This window comes from Burkholderia sp. 4NA327C6 (assembly GCF_005502655.1).
GTDB lineage: Bacteria > Pseudomonadota > Gammaproteobacteria > Burkholderiales > Burkholderiaceae > Burkholderia > Burkholderia contaminans.
On the sequence record NZ_SCNZ01000009.1, the window covers coordinates 154,600 to 172,074 of the forward strand.

Below are 17,475 nucleotides of genomic sequence, written 5' to 3' on the forward strand. Positions count from 1 at the left end.
ATGTCAGGGGCGCCGGGGCATCCGGGCCGCCGTTAGCGGGTGGTCTGCGCCAGTGTAGCGGACACGGCTTCGTCCGGCGCCTGCGTGATCAGCGTATCGCCGAATCGCTTCAGCAGGATGAACTTGATCGCACCGGCCTCGGCCTTCTTGTCGACGCGCATCAGGTCCATGTAACGCGCGTCGCCGAGCGCGGGCCCGCGGGTCGGCAGATGCGCGGCCGCGATCACCGCATCGAGGCGCTGCCGCGAAGCTTCGTCGAGCAGGCCGAGCCGCACCGACAGGTCGCCCGCCATCACCATCCCGCAGCCGACCGCCTCGCCGTGCAGCCACTCGCCGTAGCCGAGCCCGGCCTCGATCGCATGACCGAACGTATGGCCGAAGTTCAGGATCGCGCGCAGGCCGCCTTCGCGTTCGTCGGCTGCCACCACGCTCGCCTTGATCTCGCACGAGCGCTTCACCGCATGCGCGAGCGCAGCCGGATCGCGACGGTTCAGCGCGTCGACGTTCGCCTCGATCCAGTCGAAGAACTCGGCATCGGCGATCGCGCCGGTCTTGATGACTTCGGCGACGCCGGCCGCCAGTTCACGGTCGGGCAGTGTCGTCAGCGCGCCGATGTCCGCGATCACGGCCTGCGGCTGGTAGAACGCGCCGATCATGTTCTTGCCGAGCGGGTGGTTGATGCCCGTCTTGCCGCCGACCGACGAGTCGACCTGCGACAGCAGCGTCGTCGGCACCTGGATGAACGGCACACCGCGCATGTAGCACGCGGCCGCAAAGCCCGTCATGTCGCCGATCACGCCGCCGCCGAGCGCGACGAGCGTCGTCTTGCGGTCCGCGCGGTCGGTCAGCAGGCCGTCGAAGATCAGGTTCAGCGTTTCCCAGTTCTTGTACGCCTCGCCGTCCGGCAGCACGACCGTCGACACGCGCTTGCCGAGCGGCGCAAGCGCCGCGCGCAGGGCATCGCCGTAAAGCGGATCGACCGTCGTGTTCGTGACGATCGTGACGGACGAACCCTTGATGTGCGGGGCGAACAGCTCGGCGCGGCCGATCAGGCCGGCGCCAATGTGAATCGGGTAGGCGCGGTCGCCCAGGTCGACGTTGACAGTAATCATGCTTGTAGCGGTTTGGCGATGACGCCGGCCAGTTCGAGTTGCATCAGCACCATGTTGACGAGACCGTTGACCGACGGACGGCCGGTCTCGATGACGAAATCCGCGCATTCGCGGTACAGCGGGTCGCGTACCTCGTACAGCGCTTCGAGGCGCCCCTTCGGATCTTCGGTCTGCAGCAGCGGGCGGTTCTTGTCCTTGCGCGTGCGCAGCCACAGATCGTGCGGATTGGCGCGCAGGTAGACGACGATGCCATGGCTTTTCAGGCAATCGCGGTTTTCCGGGCGCAGCACCGCACCGCCGCCCGTCGCGAGCACGATGTTCTCGCGCTGCGTGAGATCGGCGATCACCTGCGTTTCGCGATCGCGAAACCCGGCCTCGCCCTCCATCTCGAAGATCACCGGAATGCGCGCGCCCGTGCGGGCCTCGATTTCGTGGTCGGAGTCGAAGAACGTCCTGTCGAGACGACGCGCGACCGCACGGCCCACGGTGGTCTTACCCGCTCCCATAAGGCCGACGAAAAATACGTTTGCATGTGGGTCCCGCGCTTGCAACGGCTTCCTCTGCTTCAATCTTGCTGGTGTGTGGCGCAGCTTACTGGCAAAGCGGCTGCCTTGTCGAGCCTGCGCCGGCGGCTTCCGGCCCCGTTTTCTCGGCATCCGCGCCGCCCGCGCCGCGCGCATTGCAGCGCGCATCGACGACGGTCGGCGTGATGAAGACGACCAGTTCGTTACGCTGATCGCGTTGCGCGCGGTGCCGGAAAAGCGCGCCCAGAAACGGTATTTTGCCCAAGAGCGGCACGCGCGTCACATCGTTCCGGTTCAGTTGTTCATAGATCCCGCCGATCGCGACCGTCCCGCCGTTCTCGACCTCGACGCGCGTCTGGACGTGTTTCGTATGGATCGCCGGACCGGCTGCCGTCGGCTCGCCGATGCTGTCCTTCGTCACGTCCAGGTCGAGCACCACGCGCCCGTCGGGCGTGATCTGCGGCTCGACCTCGAGCTTGAGCGTCGCCCGGCGGAACTGCACGCCGCTCACGCCGTTGCCGACCTTCGCCTGGTACGGCAGCTCCGAGCCCTGTTCGACGATGGCCTTGACGCGATCGGCGGTCACCACGCGCGGACTCGAAACGATCTGGCCCCGACCTTGCGCCTCGAGCGCGCTCAGTTCGACGTCGAGCACACGGCTGAGCGGCGCGGCAAACAGCGTGAAGCCGGCGGTTGCCGCTTCGAAGCCGCCGAGCGGCCGCGCAGCCAGGTCGAGCGCGTTGCGGGCACCGGTCGCAAACGTCGCGCTCTCGCCCGACGGCGGCCGCCCCTGCGCCCTCAGCGCGACGCGCGCGCCGAGGTTGCGCGAAAACCCCTGCTCGCCCTCGACGATGCGAGCCTCGATCCGGACCTGCCGCGACGGCCGGTCGATCGCCTCGATCAGGCTCGCGATCTGGTCGAGACGCGGCGCGAGATCGGTGACGAACAACAGGTTCGTGCGCGGATCGGCCGCCGCGGCGCCACGCTTCGACAGCAGGCGCTGGCCGGTCGCGCCGGCCAGCAGTCGTTGCACGTCCTGCGCACGCGGGTAGTGCAGCGCGAACGTCCGGCTCGCCAGCGGCTCCAGATCGGCGGCCCGCGCGTGCATTTCGAAACGCTCGCGTTCGCGCGCGGCCAGCTCGGCCGCCGGCGTGACCCATATCACGTTGCCCCGCCGGGACATCGCGAGCCCGTGCGTATCGAGCAGCGTGTCGAAGGCATCGCGCCAACGCACATTGTTCAGACGTAACGTGACGGTGCCGCGCACCTGCTCGCCGACGACGATATTGAGTCCGGTGAACCGCGCGAGTGCGTCGAACGCGGCCGTGAGCCCTGCTCCCTGCAGATTCAGCGAGATCCGCCGCGTGTCGTCCGCGTCGCCCGGTTGCCGGGCCGCAGCGCCCCCCATCCGGGCCGGCGGCGCCAACGGGATCGGCGGCCCCTCCAGCCCGGGTGCCGGGTTGGTGGCCTCCGCCTGATGTGCTGCGCGAGCCGCCTGGTCGAACGGCGGCGGGCCGGCCTCCGTCGCTACGGTGTGATCCGCACCGTCCACCGCGCCTTGTGGCAACGGCAGGCCCGGCACCTGCATATCGAACGACGCGGCAGGCCAGACGGCCGGCAGCGGCGGCAATGACGCGCTTGCACCGGCCGCGGTCAATCCGGCCCAGACGGCGAGCACCCGGCTTCCGTGCTTGATCATGGCCGCCTCCCGTCGTCCAGCATGACCCGGTACGCACCGTCCGCGGTCGCGAGCGTCACGGCGACGGGATCGACTCGCACCACCCGCGCGGCCCCGAGGGTGTCGCCGGGGACCACGGCCGTGAACGCACCGTTACCGTCGTCGAACAGCGCAAGACCGGTACGCCAGTCGCGAATCGTGCCGGCCAGGCGGGCAGCCGCCCCCTCCGCTTCGGACGCACCTGCCTCGCCGAACGGATCGGCGCCGCGCACGTCGGCCAGAACCGGCGCCTCCCCGCCCTTGGACGCTGGCGCCGGCAACTCCGGAAACACGTCGACGGACATTTCCACGCGCGCGGCCTCCTTTTCCCGTTCGACACGCAGCGCGGACGGCACTGCCAGCACCGAGAAGCGGGCCAGCCCGCCGACCATCTGCAGCAACGCGTGAAAACCGCCGTCCGCGACGATACGCACCGTGCGCCTGCCGTCCGGCACCGCGCCATCGGCGCGCAGCGGTTCGATCGATACGTCGCGCAGCCCGCTCGACGCGGCGCGATCCGCCAGTTCCAGCATCAACGCAGCCCATTCCGGCGTACGCGGCGCGAGATTGCCGTGCGCCGCCGCCGGCTGCACGCCGCGTTGCCGTGCAGCGGCTGCCAGGACACGCCGCGCGTCGGCCTCCCGCATCTGCGCCGCTGCGAGCAACGCGCGGCTATGCGCGAGCCCGCTCCAGTCGGCAGCATTCGCCAGATGAATGCCACCCACCAGCACGGCCGCGAATGCGAGGCCGCAGCCCGCGACGTGCGCAGCCGCCGGCGACACGCGCCGCATGCCGCCCCGCCATCCGTCACCGCGCAGTGCGGACCGATGCGCGAGCGCGGTCATGCGCCACCTCCCGGCGCTTCCCGGGACGCCACCGCGTCGAGCCAGCGCAGCCGGACCGAGAACCGGAACGGCATCCCGCCCGTAACGACCGGAGCATCGGAAGCAGGCTTCAACACATCGATGTCGATCCGCCAGCCACGTTGCTCGCGTGCCATCCCCGCGAGCCATCGCGCAGCCGCCCGGTAGCTCGCGGCGCGTGCATCGATCACGGCGCCGGCGGACGTCGTGCGCAGCGCGTCGAGCCGGACGGTGCCGTCGCGCACCTGCGCCAGTGCGGCCAGCAGCCCTGCGACGTGCCGATAAGGCGCGGCAAGCGCGGCCGCCTGCGCGTCGCGTTGCGCGGCAACGGCCGCGGCCTTGGCAGCGCGCGTCGCGGCCCCCACCTGCGGCTGCAACTGCCGCAGCCGCGCCTCCACACTCTCGCGCTCGGCATCCACGCGCCACCGCGCCCCGGTGACAACGCCCGCCCACAGGCCGACGCCGAGCGCACCGAACAGAATCGCCGCACCGCACTGCGCGGCCCGGCGACGTCGCAACGCCTGCGCCAGCCGTTCACGGTATGGCAGCAGGTTGAAACCGCCCGGCTCCGCACGACAGGCCGTCATTCCCATACCCCGCGCAATGCCAGCCCGAACGCGACGGCCCATGCCGTGCCGCCCGGCATGCCGGCGGGCGGGCACGGTTGCCCGCTCCAGCCCGTGCAGTCGAACGACACCGCAACCGCGCCGAGCACGTCGCCAATCTCGGCGACAGACGTATCGAAGCGGGCGATACACCGTTCGTCCCCGGACACGAGTACGCAGCACACCGCCCCGAGCGCGCGCTGGCGCAATGCATCGGAAAATGCCCCCGGCACGGCGCCGGACAGCGTCAGCACCGGTACGGCCAACGGGCCGTCGATTCGCCAGCCGTGCACGCCCGAGTCATGGAACCAGAGTGCCGCGTAGGGGCCCGCCTGCGCGTCGGGTTCGAATTGCGCGGCATAGCGCAACGCACGCAGCGCCGCGGCCGACTCGCCGTCGACCACCGTCAGGTCGACACCGGCCTGGGCGGCCACGTCGATCCGCCGTTCGAGCAGCGCCAGCGGGGCCACGGCAACCTCGATCTCGCCTGCTCCCGCGCCGCCCTCCTGCCGCCAGTCGAACGCGAGACTGTCCGGCGCCAGCCCCGAGATGCGTTCGGCCGCCTGCCGCGCGGCATCCTCGATGTCGCCGCGCCCGGCCAGATCGAGCGTCGCGGTCCGCATCTCGTCATCGTGCAACGCCATCACGCCACGCGCGTCGCACCGCACGCCGGCCGCCGACAGCCTCGACACGGCGGCGGCCAGCGCACGCGCGACCGCCGCCCAGCGCGCATCCTCCGGGCCGCCCGCCAACCCGACCGGCTCCCGCTCGAGCCCCTCGACGCACACGTCCGCGCCCCGGCCGCGCCGGCTCAGCACGACCACCCTCACCTCATCCGCACCGACGTCGATTCCCGTCGACCGGTGCCCACCCTGCCCAAACCGTGCTCGCCATCGTCCCGCCATCCCAGTCTCCTGAAAACGTCGCGGCCCGTGCCGCGTTTCCGAGACCTGATTCTGCAAATCGGCGCGTGCGGCCGACAGTCGGCCTAACGGCCAGCATCCGCTCGCGACGGGCATGCGCGGGCTATGCTGGAAGCACGCCAGGCCGCGTCTTCGCGGCGGCCGCCCCCCGCGTCAGGACCGGTCTTACCGGGCAGCTATAATCGCGGGACTGTTTTCCGGTATGCCTATGCAATCCACGACTCCTACGTCCCCGCCTCCCGCCCCGGAGCCGAAGAAGCGGCCCTGGTGGCAAAAAGTCCTGCTCGGATTCGCCACGATGTGCATAGCGCTCGTCGTGGCCGGCGGGCTCGTGCTCGGCTACGCGCTCGTCGTTGCGTGGCCGAACATGCCGTCGCTCGACGCGCTGACCGACTATCGGCCGAAGGTGCCGCTGCGTATCTATACGTCCGATCACGTGCTGATCGGCGAATTCGGCGAAGAGCGCCGCGACGTCGTCCATTTCAAGGACGTGCCCGACTCGCTGAAGAAAGCGATCCTCGCGATCGAGGACGCGCGCTTCTACGATCACGGCGGCGTCGACCTCACCGGCATCGTCCGCGCCGGCTTCGTCGCGCTGACGAACGGCCATGCGTCGCAGGGTGCGAGCACGATCACGATGCAGGTCGCGCGCAACTTCTTCCTGTCGAGCGAGAAGACCTACACGCGCAAGATCTACGAGATGCTGCTCGCGTACCGGATCGAGCGTGCGCTGACGAAGGATCAGATTCTCGAGGTCTACATGAATCAGATCTATCTCGGCCAGCGCGCGTACGGCTTCGCGAGCGCCGCGCGGGTCTACTTCGGCAAGGACCTGAAGGACATCACGCTGGCCGAAGCCGCGATGCTCGCGGGGCTGCCGAAGGCGCCGTCCGCGTACAACCCGGTCGTGAACCCGAAGCGCGCGAAGGTGCGCCAGGAATACATCCTGCAGCGGATGCTCGAACTGAACTTCATCTCGCGCGAACAGTACGACGAGGCCGTCGCACAGCCGCTCGTCGTCAAGGGGCCCGGCCGCGATTTCAGCGTGCACGCCGAGTACGTCGCGGAAATGGTCCGACAAATGATGTACGCGCAGTACCGTGAGGAAACCTACACGCGCGGCTTCAACGTCGTCACGACGATCGACTCCGCGGACCAGCAGGTCGCGTACACCGCACTGCGCAAAGGCATCATGGATTACGAACGCCGGCACGGCTACCGGGGGCCGGAAGGCTTCATCGAGCTGCCGGCCGGCGCCGACGACCGCGAACAGGCGATCGACGATGCGCTGCTCGAACACCCCGACAACGGCGAACTGATCGCCGCGGTCGTCACGGCCGCCAGCCCGCGCCAGATCACGGTCGCGTTCATCGACGGCAGCAATGCGACGATCGAGGGCGACAACCTGCGCTTCGCGTCGGGCGCGCTGTCGGCCAATGCGCAGCCGAATCGCCGCATCCGCCCGGGCGCGATCGTCCGCGTCGTGAAGAACGACACCGGCAAGTGGTCGATCACGCAGTTGCCGCAGGTCGAGGGGGCATTCCTGTCGATCGTCCCGCAGGACGGCGCGATCCGCTCGCTCGTCGGCGGCTTCGACTACAACAAGAACAAGTTCAACCACGTCACGCAGGCGTGGCGGCAGCCGGGTTCGTCGTTCAAGCCGTTCATCTATTCGGCGTCGCTCGACAAGGGCCTCGGGCCGGCAACCGTGATCAACGACGGCCCGCTGTATTTCAGCGCCGCCGAAACGGGCGGCCAGCCGTGGGAGCCGAAGAACTACGGCGGCGGCTTCGAAGGCCCGATGTCGATGCGCACCGCGCTGCAGCGCTCGCGCAACCTCGTGTCGATCCGGATCCTGAACCACATCGGCACGAAGTACGCGCAGCAGTACATCACCCGCTTCGGCTTCGACGCCGAACGCCATCCGGCCTACCTGCCGATGGCACTCGGCGCGGGCCAGGTCACGCCGCTGCAGATGGCGGGCGCGTACTCGGTCTTCGCGAACGGCGGCTATCGCGTCAATCCGTACCTGATCGCCGAAGTCACCGATCCGAACGGCGCGATCGTCGTGCGCGCGCAGCCGCTCGTCGCCGAGCAGAATGCGCCGCGCGCGATCGACCCGCGCAACGCGTACGTGATGAACAGCCTGCTGCAGAGCGTCGCGCAGCGCGGCACGGGCGCACGGACCAACGTGCTGAAGCGCACCGACCTCGCGGGCAAGACCGGCACGACGAACGACTCGCACGACGCGTGGTTCGCCGGCTACCAGCACACGCTCGCCGCGATTGCGTGGATCGGCTACGACAATCCGCGCAGCCTCGGCGATCGCGAAACGGGGGGCGGCCTGTCGCTGCCGGTCTGGATCGACTACATGGGCGCCGCGCTGAAGGGCGTGCCCGAGTTCAAGCCGACGGTGCCTGACGGCGTCGAGTCGCTCGGCGGCGAGCTGTACTTCACCGAGTTCGCGCCAGGCCACGGCTTCGTGTCGACGGTCGGCGTACCGCAGGCGCCGGCCGCGCAGAACGTCGACGCCACCGTGCCGCACGTCGACGAGCAGGAAAAGCAGGACATCATGAACCTGTTCGCGCACTGACCACCGGCCCGGACATGAAAAAAGCGCCCCCGCGGGGCGCTTTTTCTTTGGCTGCGCGTCGACGCGCAGCCCCGGCTTCGGCCGGAGCGGTTACGGCGCGCTGAACGTGATCGGCAGGCCGGCCTGCTGCGTCGCGTATTCGGTGAGCGCCGAGAAAAACTCGGTACCCGTGCGCGTATCGCGCCATTCGCCATCGATGAAACGGTAGTGGAAACCGCCCGCCTTCGCGGCGATCCACACTTCCTTCATCGGCGGCTGCAGGTTGACGATGATCTTCGAGCCGTTCTCGAACGTCAGCGTCAGGACGCTGCCGTTGCGCTCGAGATCGATGTCGTGGTCGCCGTCGTTGGCGTCGTCGACGGTACGCTCGACGGCCGCCAGCACGGCCTCGGCACGGGTCAGGTATTCGGTATCGGACATGCTAAACTCTATCGGTTCAATTGTTCAGGGACGATCATGCGAGTCGTTTTCCGGATGAGCGCGATTGTAGCGGCTTTGGCGATTCTTGCCGGCTGCGGTCAAAGCGGCGCGCTCTATCTGCCCACCGTGCCTCCGATGCCCAAGCCACTCCAGCAGCAGGACACACCGCCGTCGGACGTGAAGCCGACCGATGAAAACGCATCGTCCGACAGTGTGCCCGATTCGTCCGGCACGCCGCTCACGCTGTCACCCGAATTGTCGAGCAGCGCATCGTCCATGCCTGCACCGGCGTCGAGCCCGGCCGTCGCGAAGTAACGGCGCGCCGCCTGCAAGGCTCACGAAACAAGGCGATGACTTCCCGGTCATCGCCTTTTGTTTTTTCAGGCTGCGCCGTCACGCGCGCACGCGCCGCCATCCCCATGCGATGAGCCGCCAGCCGAGCAACGCGGCCACGATTGCCGCATAAAGCTTCGGCTGCGCGAGATTGTGCTTGCCGGCCCTCATCCACCAGAAGTGCAGCACACCGAATAGCGCGATCGCGTAGATCGCGCTGTGCAGCATCGCCCAGTGGCGGCCCAGGCGGCGCACCATCGCACGCGGCGACGTTGCCGCGAGCGGAATCAGCAACACGAACGCGGCAAAACCGACCGTGATGAACGGGCGCTTGCCGACGTCCTTCAGGATCGCGACGACGTCGAACCACTTGTCGAACCACAGGTAGGTCGTGAAGTGCAGCGTCGCGTAGAAGAACGCGAACAGCCCGATCATCCGGCGAAAGCGCAGCAGCGTGGCGAACCCCGTCATGCGCCGAAGCGGCGTGACGCCGAGCGTGATGCACAGGATCACGAGCGTCCAGAGACCCGTCGAGCGCGTGATGAACTCGATCGGATTCGCGCCGAGCCGGTCGGTCAGCCCGAACAGCACGAGACGCGCGAGCGGATAAAGGCCGGCCGCGAAAACCAGCACCTTGGCCGGCGCGAGCCAGCGCGGTGCGGCGGGACGGACCGCGCCGCTCCGTGCGGCACGGGCAGCCTGGCCAGCGCGGGCTGTAGGCGCGGCCGTCAACGTCGAAGGGGGCATGTCGTTTCTCACCGTCGCCCTCAGAAATTCTTCTTCAGGTCCATGCCCTGGTACATCGACGCGACCAGGTCGCCGTAGCCGTTGAACATCAGCGTCTTGCGCTTCGGCGTGAAAAAGCCGTCCTCGCCGATGCGCCGCTCGGTCGCCTGGCTCCAGCGCGGATGATCGACGTTCGGGTTCACGTTCGAATAAAAGCCGTACTCGTTCGCGGCGTACGTGTTCCAGCTCGTCTTCGGCTGCTTGTCGACGAAGCGGATCTTCACGAGCGACTTCGCGCTCTTGAAGCCGTACTTCCACGGCACGACGATCCGCACCGGCGCGCCGTTCTGGTTCGGCAGCACCTGCCCGTAGACGCCCATCGTCAGCAGCGTCAGCGGATTCATCGCCTCGTCCATCCGCAGCCCTTCCGAGTACGGCCAGTCGAGCACGGGCGTCGAGAGGCCAGGCATCTGCGACGGATCGGCCAGCGTGACGAACTGCACGTATTTCGCGTTGCCGGTCGGCTGCACGCGCTTGATCAGCTCGGACAGCGGCACGCCGATCCACGGGATCACCATCGACCATCCCTCGACGCAGCGCAGCCGGTACACGCGCTCCTCGAGCGGCGCGAGCTTCAGCAGCTCGTCGAGATCGAACACCTTCGGATGCAGCACCTCGCCCTCGACGCTCACACGCCACGGGCGCGGCCGCAGCGTGCCGGCGTTCTGCGCGGGGTCGCTCTTGTCGGTGCCGAATTCGTAGAAGTTGTTGTAGGTGGTGATGTCCTTGAACGGCGTCACCTTGTCGGCTGCGACGAACTTCGGATTCGTCTTCGCCGCAAGCTTCGCGGCCCGCGCATCGGGCGACGCATAGGCGGCCCATGCTGCGCCGCTGCCACCGAGCAGCCCGCCCGCCGCCGCGAGGCCGGCCGCCTGCAATACGCGCCGCCGGTTCTCGAACACCGCACGCGGCGTGATTTCGCCGGGTGCAATATCGCCGCCGGTCAGTACGTTCCGCAAAGGGCGTTTGATCCACATCGTGCTGCTCCTCCTGCCTGCGCCGCGCGCAGTTTCATGAGCGTTCGACCCGACCCGTCCCGCGCCGTTCGACGCCCGGACCGCCCGCCCGTTACAAAAGAAAACCGCCGGGCACGCAATGCACCGGCGGTTTCATAGTCGGACGAACAGCGGAAATCTTACAGCTTGCCGTAGCTGTGCAGCCCGGACAGGAACATGTTGACGCCGAGGAACGCGAAGGTCGTCACGAGCAGGCCCGTGAGCGCCCACCATGCGGCCACCGTGCCGCGCAGGCCCTTCATCAGGCGCATGTGCAGCCACGCCGCGTAGTTCAACCACACGATCAGCGCCCAGGTTTCCTTCGGGTCCCAGCTCCAGTAGCCGCCCCATGCTTCGGCGGCCCACAGCGCGCCGAGGATCGTCGCGATCGTGAAGAACGCGAAACCGACCGCGATCGACTTGTACATCACGTCGTCGAGCACGTCGAGCGTCGGCAGGCGATCCGCGAGCACGCCGCGCTCCTTCATCAGGTACGCAACCGACACCATCGCCGACAGCGCGAAGCTGCCGTAGCCGATGAAGTTCGCCGGCACGTGGATCTTCATCCACCAGCTTTGCAGCGCCGGTACGAGCGGCTGGATCTGCTGCGCGTCGCGCGCGACCGAGTACCACATCAGGAAGCCGACGGCCGCGCTGATCACCAGCAGCACGAACGCGCCGAGCGCGCGCGTGCCGTAGTGGCCTTCGTAATACAGATAGAGCAGCGCGGTGATCAGGCTGAACAGGACGAACACCTCATACAGGTTCGACACCGGAATGTGCCCGACGTCCGCCCCGATCAGGTAGGACTCGTACCAGCGCACCATCAAGCCGGTGAAGCCCATCAGCACGGCGACCCACGTGAGCTTCTGTCCGATCGCGGAACCCGACGCCGAGCGCGCGAGCAAGCCGATCCAGTAGAAGATCGTCGCAAGCACGAACAACGCGCTCATCCACAGGATCGCCGACTGGCTCGACAGGAAGTACTTGAGAAAGAACGCCGAATCGGCGCGCGCGAGATCGCCCTGGTAGATCTGGATCGACAACAGCGCCAGCACGGCGATCGACGCCATCATCAGCCGCGCGGGCTTCCAGCGCCAGCCGAGCGCGATGAGCGCCGGCACGGTGCCGATCATCACCGCCTTGTCGTAGTAATCCATGTGCGCGTTGTAGTGCACGAGCGCATAGCCCGCGCCCACCACGAGCGCCAGTGCGAACAGCCAGTCGAGCAGCGACAGGCGCGCGAGGAACGGACGGTCGTCGAACAGCGGCCCCGTAACCGGAGCCTGGGCCGACGCCCGATGGGAAGAGGAAACTTGCGTGAGATCCATGATGTTACCGGGTGGAATTCTCGGAATCGGAACCGGCGCCGGCAGGCGCACGGGCCGTCGATGCCGCACCGGCCGGCGCGGCGTCGCGAGGTGCGGCGTGCAAGGCGGCACCGGCCGCGTCGCGCGTCTGCACGAATTCTTTCTCGAAATCGAAGGTCTTGCGGGCCGTGGACATTGCCATCACCACATCGACGCCCGAACCGGCGTCCTTCAACCAGAACCAGAGGCGCCGCTCGCGCACGTAGAACATCGAGAAGATGCCGGCGACCAGCAGCAGGCTGCCAAGATACACCAGATTCTTGCCGGGTGCGCGCGTCAACTGAAATACCGAAGCTTGCACCTGCTTGAACGAGTCAAGCTGCAAATAGACCGGCGATCCATACAAAAAGCTGTCGGATAGCGCATTGATCGCGTTCTGCACGAAGCGGATCGTGTCGGTGCCCTGCTGCGCCGCCGGCTCGCCCGCGCGCTCGCGCGCGATCTGCCAGACCTCCCACATCGAGCCCTCGAGCATCCGCAGCAGCAGGCTCGCGGCCTTCTCCTGCTCGGCCTTCGGCACCGAGCGGTCGATGAACGTCGCCACGGCCTGGAAGCCGCCGATCGGCTGGCCGTCGGCGCCACGGCCGACGCTGTCGTCGCCCGCCGCAAAAAGGGTCAGCACCTTCAGCGCGCTGTCCTGCAGGCGGCTGCGCAACGATGCGTCCATGCCCGGCAGCGAACGCTGCGCGAAGCGCGCAGCGGCCTCGGTGCGCGCGGACGGATCCTCGAGCGCGGCACGCAGGTGCATCCATTCGCCGATCGAATCCTGGCTGTCGGCCGGAATCCGCATGTAGCGGAACGGGTCGTTCGGGCTCGCACGCACGCCGGCGAGGAACACGCGCTCGCCGTTCATGTCGACGGGCAGCATGTAGTTGTTGAATTCGCGCGCCTGGCCGTCCTTGCCGCGGATCTTGTACTGCACGGACGGGCCGATGTTGTGGAGCTGCGTCGGCTTCGACGTCTTCGCGCCGGAGCCGAGGCGTTCGTCGAACGCTTCCTTCAGCGAGCTCGTCGTCGCGACCCCGCGCACGTCCGGCTTGCCGTTCGCGTCGGCCATGTTCTCGACGTTGATCGCACGGAAATCGGAGAACTCGATCGTGTCGCCGTCGTTGCCCGGCATCTGCAGCGGCGCCGAACTGCCGATCGTCCCCTTCACGGGGAAGGTCTTCGCGTTGCCGCCCGTCATCGGGTAGGCCGTCATCTGCATCTGCGAGCCGCCGTCCTGGAAGCTCGACTGGTAGATCGACACGCCCTTGTACGTGAACGGCTTGTTGACCTCGACGCGCGCCGGGATCTTCTGGCCGGTCTCGCGATCGATCACGACGATGTCGCTCGCGAACAGCTTCGGCATGCCCGTCGTGTAGTAGTCGACGATGAACTTGTTGAGCTGGATCGAGAACGGCAGGTCCTGGATCAGCGAGCCGCTCGGCTGGTTCAGGATCGCGGTCGACACGAACTGCCCCTCGGGCACCCACGCGTAGCCGCGGAACGTCGGGTTCGACGCGGACAGGCGATGGTCGGGCGAGATCTCGCTGATCGTCGCGCTCGTGTTGACCGGGCTCTTGCCGAACATCCACATCTGGAATTTGATCGGCAGGTTGCTGTCGAGCAGGCCGCCGATACAGATCACGACGATCGCGAGGTGCGCGGAGATGTAGCCCCACTTGGTCATGGCACCACGCTTCGCGGAGATCAGCGTCGCGCCTTCGTTCTCACGCACGATGTGCTTGTAGCCGGCCTTGGTGACGAACGCGGCGAGCGTCGCCGTGACGGTCGCGCGCGTGCCGGACGTCGTGTATTCGGCCTTGTGGTGGAACGCCCGCAGGCTGCCTTCGCGAACCTTGTCCTTCCAGCTCTTCGCATCGGCGAGCATCTTCGGCGCGTTGCGGATCACGCACAGCGAGATCGACACGACGAGGAAGATCAGGATCAGCATGAACCACCACGCGCTGTACACGCTGTACAGGCCGAGCGAGCGGAAGATGTCCGCCCAGAACGGCCCGAACTGGTTCACATAGTTCGGATACGGATCGTCCTGGGTCAGGACCGTGCCGATGATGCTGGCAATCGACAGCACCACCAGCAGCGCAATCGCGAAGCGCATCGAGCTCAGCAACTCGACCGCGCGCTTGGACGCACCCTGACCCGACTTCGACTGCAACCCCGACGTGGTAACGCTCATTCAAACTCCGACTCGGGGGAAACAGCCCCCAACGCTCACTTTGATTATTGCCCCCGAAGGGGCGGCCAGCACGCTCGTGACAGCCGGCGCGCGCTGACAAAAAAGAAGGGCGAGGCAACCGCTACGATGCGGCGCCCCACCCTTTTCTTGTTCTGACTCCGGCCGCCCTTCGGGCGCCCGGTCATTCCATTCGCGGCTGACCGCTCAACGCAGGCCCGCGATGTAATCCGCGACGGCCTTGATCTCGTTGTCCGACAGCCGCGTTGCGATCTGATGCATCGCCTCGTTGTTGTTGCGCGCGCCGGCACCCTGCTGGAACGCGGTCAACTGCGCGACCGTGTAATCGGCCCACTGCCCCGACAGACGCGGGTACTGGACCGGGATCCCTTGCCCTGTCGGCCCGTGGCAGCTCGCGCAGGCGGGTACGCCCTTCTCCGCGATGCCGCCGCGATAGATCTTCTGGCCGATCGGCACGGTTGCCGCATCGCGTGCGGTGCCGAGCTTCGTCGTCTGCGACCCGTAGTACGCGGCGACGTTGCGCATGTCGTCCGCGCTCAGCGCGCTCGCGAATCCGACCATCACCGCGTTGGTACGCACCGGCCCCTTCGCGCCCGGTTGCGTCTTGAAGTCGTTCAACTGCTTGACCAGATATTCGGGATGCTGGCCGGCAAGCTTCGGGAAACTGCCCGACGCGCTATTGCCGTCGGCGCCGTGACACGACGCGCAGACCTGCCCGGCAATCGCCTTGCCACGGTCGAGATCCGGCTTTGCCGCATCCGCCGCGTTTGCCTCCGCTACGAAACCTACGAACCCTGCTGCAACCTGAAGCACCATCAGAGACTTGCACAGTCGATTCATTCGCACACCCTGTTTCGTCTTGTGGGAATTTGAGGTTCTGCAAAAAACGACGGCGTTCAGTCTACCGCAGAAGCTACATAAAAGCGCGAGGCAGGCGCCCGGTAGCCTTCGGTAAAACCGCCATATTGTACAATATCGTGTTGAAAGCTCCGGCGCCTATCGGGGCTACCCCGCCTCCACCAAGCGGCTCGCGCCGCCCGTCCTTCCGGTTCCCATGGCCTTTCTGCTCCATCAAGCCCGCTTCTACACGACCGTCAACCATCTGCGCGACCTGCCGCCGACGGTCCAGCCGGAAATCGCGTTCGCGGGCCGCTCGAATGCCGGCAAGTCGACGGCGATCAACGTGCTGTGCAACCAGAAGCGGCTCGCCTTCGCGTCGAAGACGCCCGGCCGCACGCAGCACATCAACTACTTCTCGGTCGGCCCGGCCGCCGAGCCCGTCGCGAATCTCGTCGACCTGCCCGGCTACGGCTACGCGGAAGTGCCCGGCGCCGCCAAGGCCCATTGGGAAATGCTGCTGTCGTCCTACCTCGCGACCCGCTCGCAGCTCTGCGGCCTGATCCTGATGATGGATTCGCGCCGTCCGCTGACCGATCTCGACCGGCGCATGATCGAGTGGTTCGTACCGACCGGCAAGCCGATCCACACGCTGCTGACGAAGTGCGACAAATTGACGCGGCAGGAAAGCATCAACGCGCTGCGGACCACGCAAAAGGGGCTCGATGCGTATCGTGACCAGGGTGTTCAGGGCAAGCTGACGGTTCAGCTGTTCTCGGCGATGAAGCGCATTGGGCTCGACGAGGCGCACGAGCTGATCGAAAGCTGGGTGCGGCCGTCCGCCGCCGACGAAAAAAGCGAGCCTGTAGCACAATGATCGGGCAACGCGCGGCCGGGATCGGCGGCGCGCACCTGACGGCGCCTGCGGTTTCGGCCGGCTCATAAAAAAACCCGCCGTTGAACGGCGGGTCAAACAGCCTAATCGAAAAACGACAGGCACCCGCTCAGGGAGGAGAAGCGGGGAGTTGCACGCAGCGCGTGCCGCTCGATCGCTATCATATACCAACGCTCCCGAAAATGACCTAAGGGTTCCGTAAGGTCTTACTGCCCTGATTTCTACCCAATCGCCATGAGCTTCCATCCGCTTCATCGTCCGCGCCGGATGCGCCGCGACGACTTCTCCCGGCGCCTGATGCGCGAAAACCGCCTGACCACCGACGACCTGATCTATCCGGTGTTCGTCGTCGAAGGCACCAACGAACGGCAGCCGGTGCCGTCGATGCCCGGCGTCGAACGCGTGTCGGTCGATCTGTTGATGCACGTCGCCGAGCAGTGTGTCGAACTGGGCGTGCCCGTGCTGTCGCTGTTCCCGGCCATCGAGCCGTCGGTGAAAACGCCTGACGGCCGCGAGGCGGCCAATCCGGAAGGCCTGATCCCGCGCGCGGTGCGCGAGCTGAAGAAGCACTTCCCCGAACTCGGCGTGCTGACCGACGTCGCACTCGATCCGTACACGAGTCACGGCCAGGACGGCGTGCTCGACGAAAACGGCTACGTGATCAACGACGACACGATCGAGATCCTGATCGATCAGGCGCGCGCGCAGGCGGAAGCCGGCGTCGACATCGTCGCCCCGTCGGACATGATGGACGGCCGCATCGGCGCGATCCGCGAAATGCTGGAAAGCGACGGCCATATCCACACGCGGATCATGGCCTATTCGGCCAAGTTCGCATCGGCGTTCTACGGCCCGTTCCGCGACGCGGTCGGCTCGGCATCGAATCTGGGCAAGGGCAACAAGATGACCTACCAGATGGATCCCGCGAACAGCGACGAAGCGCTGCGCGAAGTGCGCCTGGACATCGACGAAGGCGCCGACATGGTGATGGTCAAGCCGGGCATGCCGTACCTCGACATCGTGCGCCGCGTGAAGGACGAGTTCCGCTTCCCGACCTACGTGTACCAGGTGAGCGGTGAATACGCGATGCTGAAGGCCGCCGCGATGAACGGCTGGCTCGACCACGACAAGGTCGTGCTCGAATCGCTGCTCGCGTTCAAGCGCGCGGGCGCCGACGGCGTGCTCACGTACTTCGCACTCGACGCCGCGCGTCTGCTGAAAGCGCAACGCTAAGCACCTGCCTGCAGGCGAAAAGACAAACGGCGGGACACTTCGGTGTCCCGCCGTTTTTTGTTTGCCGTC

Annotated in this window: 16 protein-coding genes; 4 read left to right on the forward strand and 12 right to left on the reverse strand. The window is 67.1% G+C overall.

What is annotated here, in order from left to right:
- Positions 1–32: 32 nt before the first annotated feature.
- The 6 genes from aroB to FFS49_RS12240 are packed head-to-tail and all read right to left on the reverse strand — an operon-like array spanning position 33 to position 5,726.
- Positions 33–1,112: a 3-dehydroquinate synthase gene (gene aroB / locus FFS49_RS12215; RefSeq protein WP_039366738.1), complete on the reverse strand. Its 1,080-nt coding sequence runs from the start codon at positions 1,110–1,112 to the stop codon at positions 33–35.
- On the reverse strand, positions 1,109–1,663 hold the full coding sequence (aroK, locus tag FFS49_RS12220) for a shikimate kinase AroK (RefSeq protein ID WP_039366741.1): 555 nt from the start codon (positions 1,661–1,663) through the stop codon (positions 1,109–1,111). The genes aroB and aroK overlap by 4 nt, the downstream gene beginning before the upstream one ends.
- Before the next feature lie 40 nt (positions 1,664–1,703).
- On the reverse strand, positions 1,704–3,335 hold the full coding sequence (gene pilQ, locus FFS49_RS12225; RefSeq protein WP_105816451.1) for a type IV pilus secretin PilQ: 1,632 nt from the start codon (positions 3,333–3,335) through the stop codon (positions 1,704–1,706).
- The gene (locus FFS49_RS12230) at positions 3,332–4,198 is read right to left on the reverse strand and encodes a pilus assembly protein (protein WP_105816450.1); all 867 of its coding nucleotides are present in this window, start codon (positions 4,196–4,198) and stop codon (positions 3,332–3,334) included. Before FFS49_RS12230 ends, pilQ begins: the two co-directional genes overlap by 4 nt.
- A complete protein-coding gene (locus FFS49_RS12235) occupies positions 4,195–4,803 on the reverse strand; it encodes a fimbrial protein (RefSeq protein WP_224756008.1) in 609 nt (202 codons plus the stop codon). The genes FFS49_RS12230 and FFS49_RS12235 overlap by 4 nt, the downstream gene beginning before the upstream one ends.
- On the reverse strand, positions 4,800–5,726 hold the full coding sequence (locus FFS49_RS12240) for a hypothetical protein (protein ID WP_039366753.1): 927 nt from the start codon (positions 5,724–5,726) through the stop codon (positions 4,800–4,802). Before FFS49_RS12240 ends, FFS49_RS12235 begins: the two co-directional genes overlap by 4 nt.
- 220 nt (positions 5,727–5,946) lie before the next feature.
- Here FFS49_RS12240 and FFS49_RS12245 point away from each other — a divergent pair, with 220 nt between their 5' ends.
- Positions 5,947–8,337 carry a penicillin-binding protein 1A gene (locus FFS49_RS12245; protein ID WP_071335437.1) on the forward strand — a complete coding sequence of 797 codons (2,391 nt, stop codon included), beginning with the start codon at positions 5,947–5,949 and terminating at the stop codon, positions 8,335–8,337.
- A gap of 90 nt (positions 8,338–8,427) precedes the next feature.
- Here the strand turns inward: FFS49_RS12245 and cyaY are convergent, their stop codons facing one another.
- The gene (cyaY, locus tag FFS49_RS12250) at positions 8,428–8,757 is read right to left on the reverse strand and encodes an iron donor protein CyaY (protein ID WP_039366759.1); all 330 of its coding nucleotides are present in this window, start codon (positions 8,755–8,757) and stop codon (positions 8,428–8,430) included.
- Between the two features lie 36 nt (positions 8,758–8,793).
- Between cyaY and FFS49_RS12255 the strand changes: the two genes are divergently transcribed.
- Positions 8,794–9,072: a lipoprotein gene (locus FFS49_RS12255; RefSeq protein WP_081421163.1), complete on the forward strand. Its 279-nt coding sequence runs from the start codon at positions 8,794–8,796 to the stop codon at positions 9,070–9,072.
- A 78-nt stretch (positions 9,073–9,150) separates the two neighbouring features.
- Here the strand turns inward: FFS49_RS12255 and msrQ are convergent, their stop codons facing one another.
- The 5 genes from msrQ to FFS49_RS12280 form a co-directional block, all read right to left on the reverse strand.
- Positions 9,151–9,837 (reverse strand): protein-methionine-sulfoxide reductase heme-binding subunit MsrQ, encoded by a 687-nt coding sequence (gene msrQ, locus FFS49_RS12260; protein ID WP_105816447.1) that lies wholly within the window; start codon positions 9,835–9,837, stop codon positions 9,151–9,153.
- A 20-nt stretch (positions 9,838–9,857) separates the two neighbouring features.
- Entirely contained in the window at positions 9,858–10,853 is a 996-nt protein-coding gene (gene msrP, locus FFS49_RS12265; RefSeq protein WP_039366768.1) for a protein-methionine-sulfoxide reductase catalytic subunit MsrP, read from the reverse strand.
- Positions 10,854–11,011: 158 nt separating this feature from the next.
- A complete protein-coding gene (ccsB, locus tag FFS49_RS12270) occupies positions 11,012–12,202 on the reverse strand; it encodes a c-type cytochrome biogenesis protein CcsB (RefSeq protein WP_046543638.1) in 1,191 nt (396 codons plus the stop codon).
- 4 nt (positions 12,203–12,206) lie between these two features.
- On the reverse strand, positions 12,207–14,423 hold the full coding sequence (locus FFS49_RS12275; RefSeq protein WP_105815681.1) for a cytochrome c biogenesis protein ResB: 2,217 nt from the start codon (positions 14,421–14,423) through the stop codon (positions 12,207–12,209).
- A 204-nt stretch (positions 14,424–14,627) separates the two neighbouring features.
- Positions 14,628–15,281 carry a c-type cytochrome gene (locus tag FFS49_RS12280; protein ID WP_011350684.1) on the reverse strand — a complete coding sequence of 218 codons (654 nt, stop codon included), beginning with the start codon at positions 15,279–15,281 and terminating at the stop codon, positions 14,628–14,630.
- Positions 15,282–15,495: 214 nt separating this feature from the next.
- On the opposite strand from FFS49_RS12280, the gene yihA reads away from it, so the two are divergent.
- Positions 15,496–16,155, forward strand: coding sequence for a ribosome biogenesis GTP-binding protein YihA/YsxC (gene yihA, locus FFS49_RS12285; RefSeq protein ID WP_039366777.1), 660 nt, complete (start codon positions 15,496–15,498; stop codon positions 16,153–16,155).
- 252 nt (positions 16,156–16,407) lie between these two features.
- Positions 16,408–17,406, forward strand: a complete 999-nt coding sequence (gene hemB / locus FFS49_RS12290) for a porphobilinogen synthase (RefSeq protein WP_105815682.1) — start codon at positions 16,408–16,410, stop codon at positions 17,404–17,406.
- Positions 17,407–17,475: the final 69 nt, after the last annotated feature.

Coding starts and splice junctions, on each gene's coding strand:
- FFS49_RS12275 (WP_105815681.1), bottom strand. CDS start 14,423: ATGAGCGTTACCACGTCGGGGTTGCAGTCGAAGTCGGGTCAGGGTGCG.
- FFS49_RS12280 (WP_011350684.1), bottom strand. CDS start 15,281: ATGAATCGACTGTGCAAGTCTCTGATGGTGCTTCAGGTTGCAGCAGGG.
- pilQ (WP_105816451.1), bottom strand. CDS start 3,335: ATGATCAAGCACGGAAGCCGGGTGCTCGCCGTCTGGGCCGGATTGACC.
- FFS49_RS12230 (WP_105816450.1), bottom strand. CDS start 4,198: ATGACCGCGCTCGCGCATCGGTCCGCACTGCGCGGTGACGGATGGCGG.
- FFS49_RS12240 (WP_039366753.1), bottom strand. CDS start 5,726: ATGGCGGGACGATGGCGAGCACGGTTTGGGCAGGGTGGGCACCGGTCG.
- FFS49_RS12235 (WP_224756008.1), bottom strand. CDS start 4,803: ATGACGGCCTGTCGTGCGGAGCCGGGCGGTTTCAACCTGCTGCCATAC.
- ccsB (WP_046543638.1), bottom strand. CDS start 12,202: ATGGATCTCACGCAAGTTTCCTCTTCCCATCGGGCGTCGGCCCAGGCT.
- FFS49_RS12255 (WP_081421163.1), top strand. CDS start 8,794: ATGCGAGTCGTTTTCCGGATGAGCGCGATTGTAGCGGCTTTGGCGATT.
- msrP (WP_039366768.1), bottom strand. CDS start 10,853: ATGTGGATCAAACGCCCTTTGCGGAACGTACTGACCGGCGGCGATATT.
- aroB (WP_039366738.1), bottom strand. CDS start 1,112: ATGATTACTGTCAACGTCGACCTGGGCGACCGCGCCTACCCGATTCAC.
- yihA (WP_039366777.1), top strand. CDS start 15,496: ATGGCCTTTCTGCTCCATCAAGCCCGCTTCTACACGACCGTCAACCAT.
- msrQ (WP_105816447.1), bottom strand. CDS start 9,837: ATGCCCCCTTCGACGTTGACGGCCGCGCCTACAGCCCGCGCTGGCCAG.
- hemB (WP_105815682.1), top strand. CDS start 16,408: ATGAGCTTCCATCCGCTTCATCGTCCGCGCCGGATGCGCCGCGACGAC.
- FFS49_RS12245 (WP_071335437.1), top strand. CDS start 5,947: ATGCCTATGCAATCCACGACTCCTACGTCCCCGCCTCCCGCCCCGGAG.
- cyaY (WP_039366759.1), bottom strand. CDS start 8,757: ATGTCCGATACCGAATACCTGACCCGTGCCGAGGCCGTGCTGGCGGCC.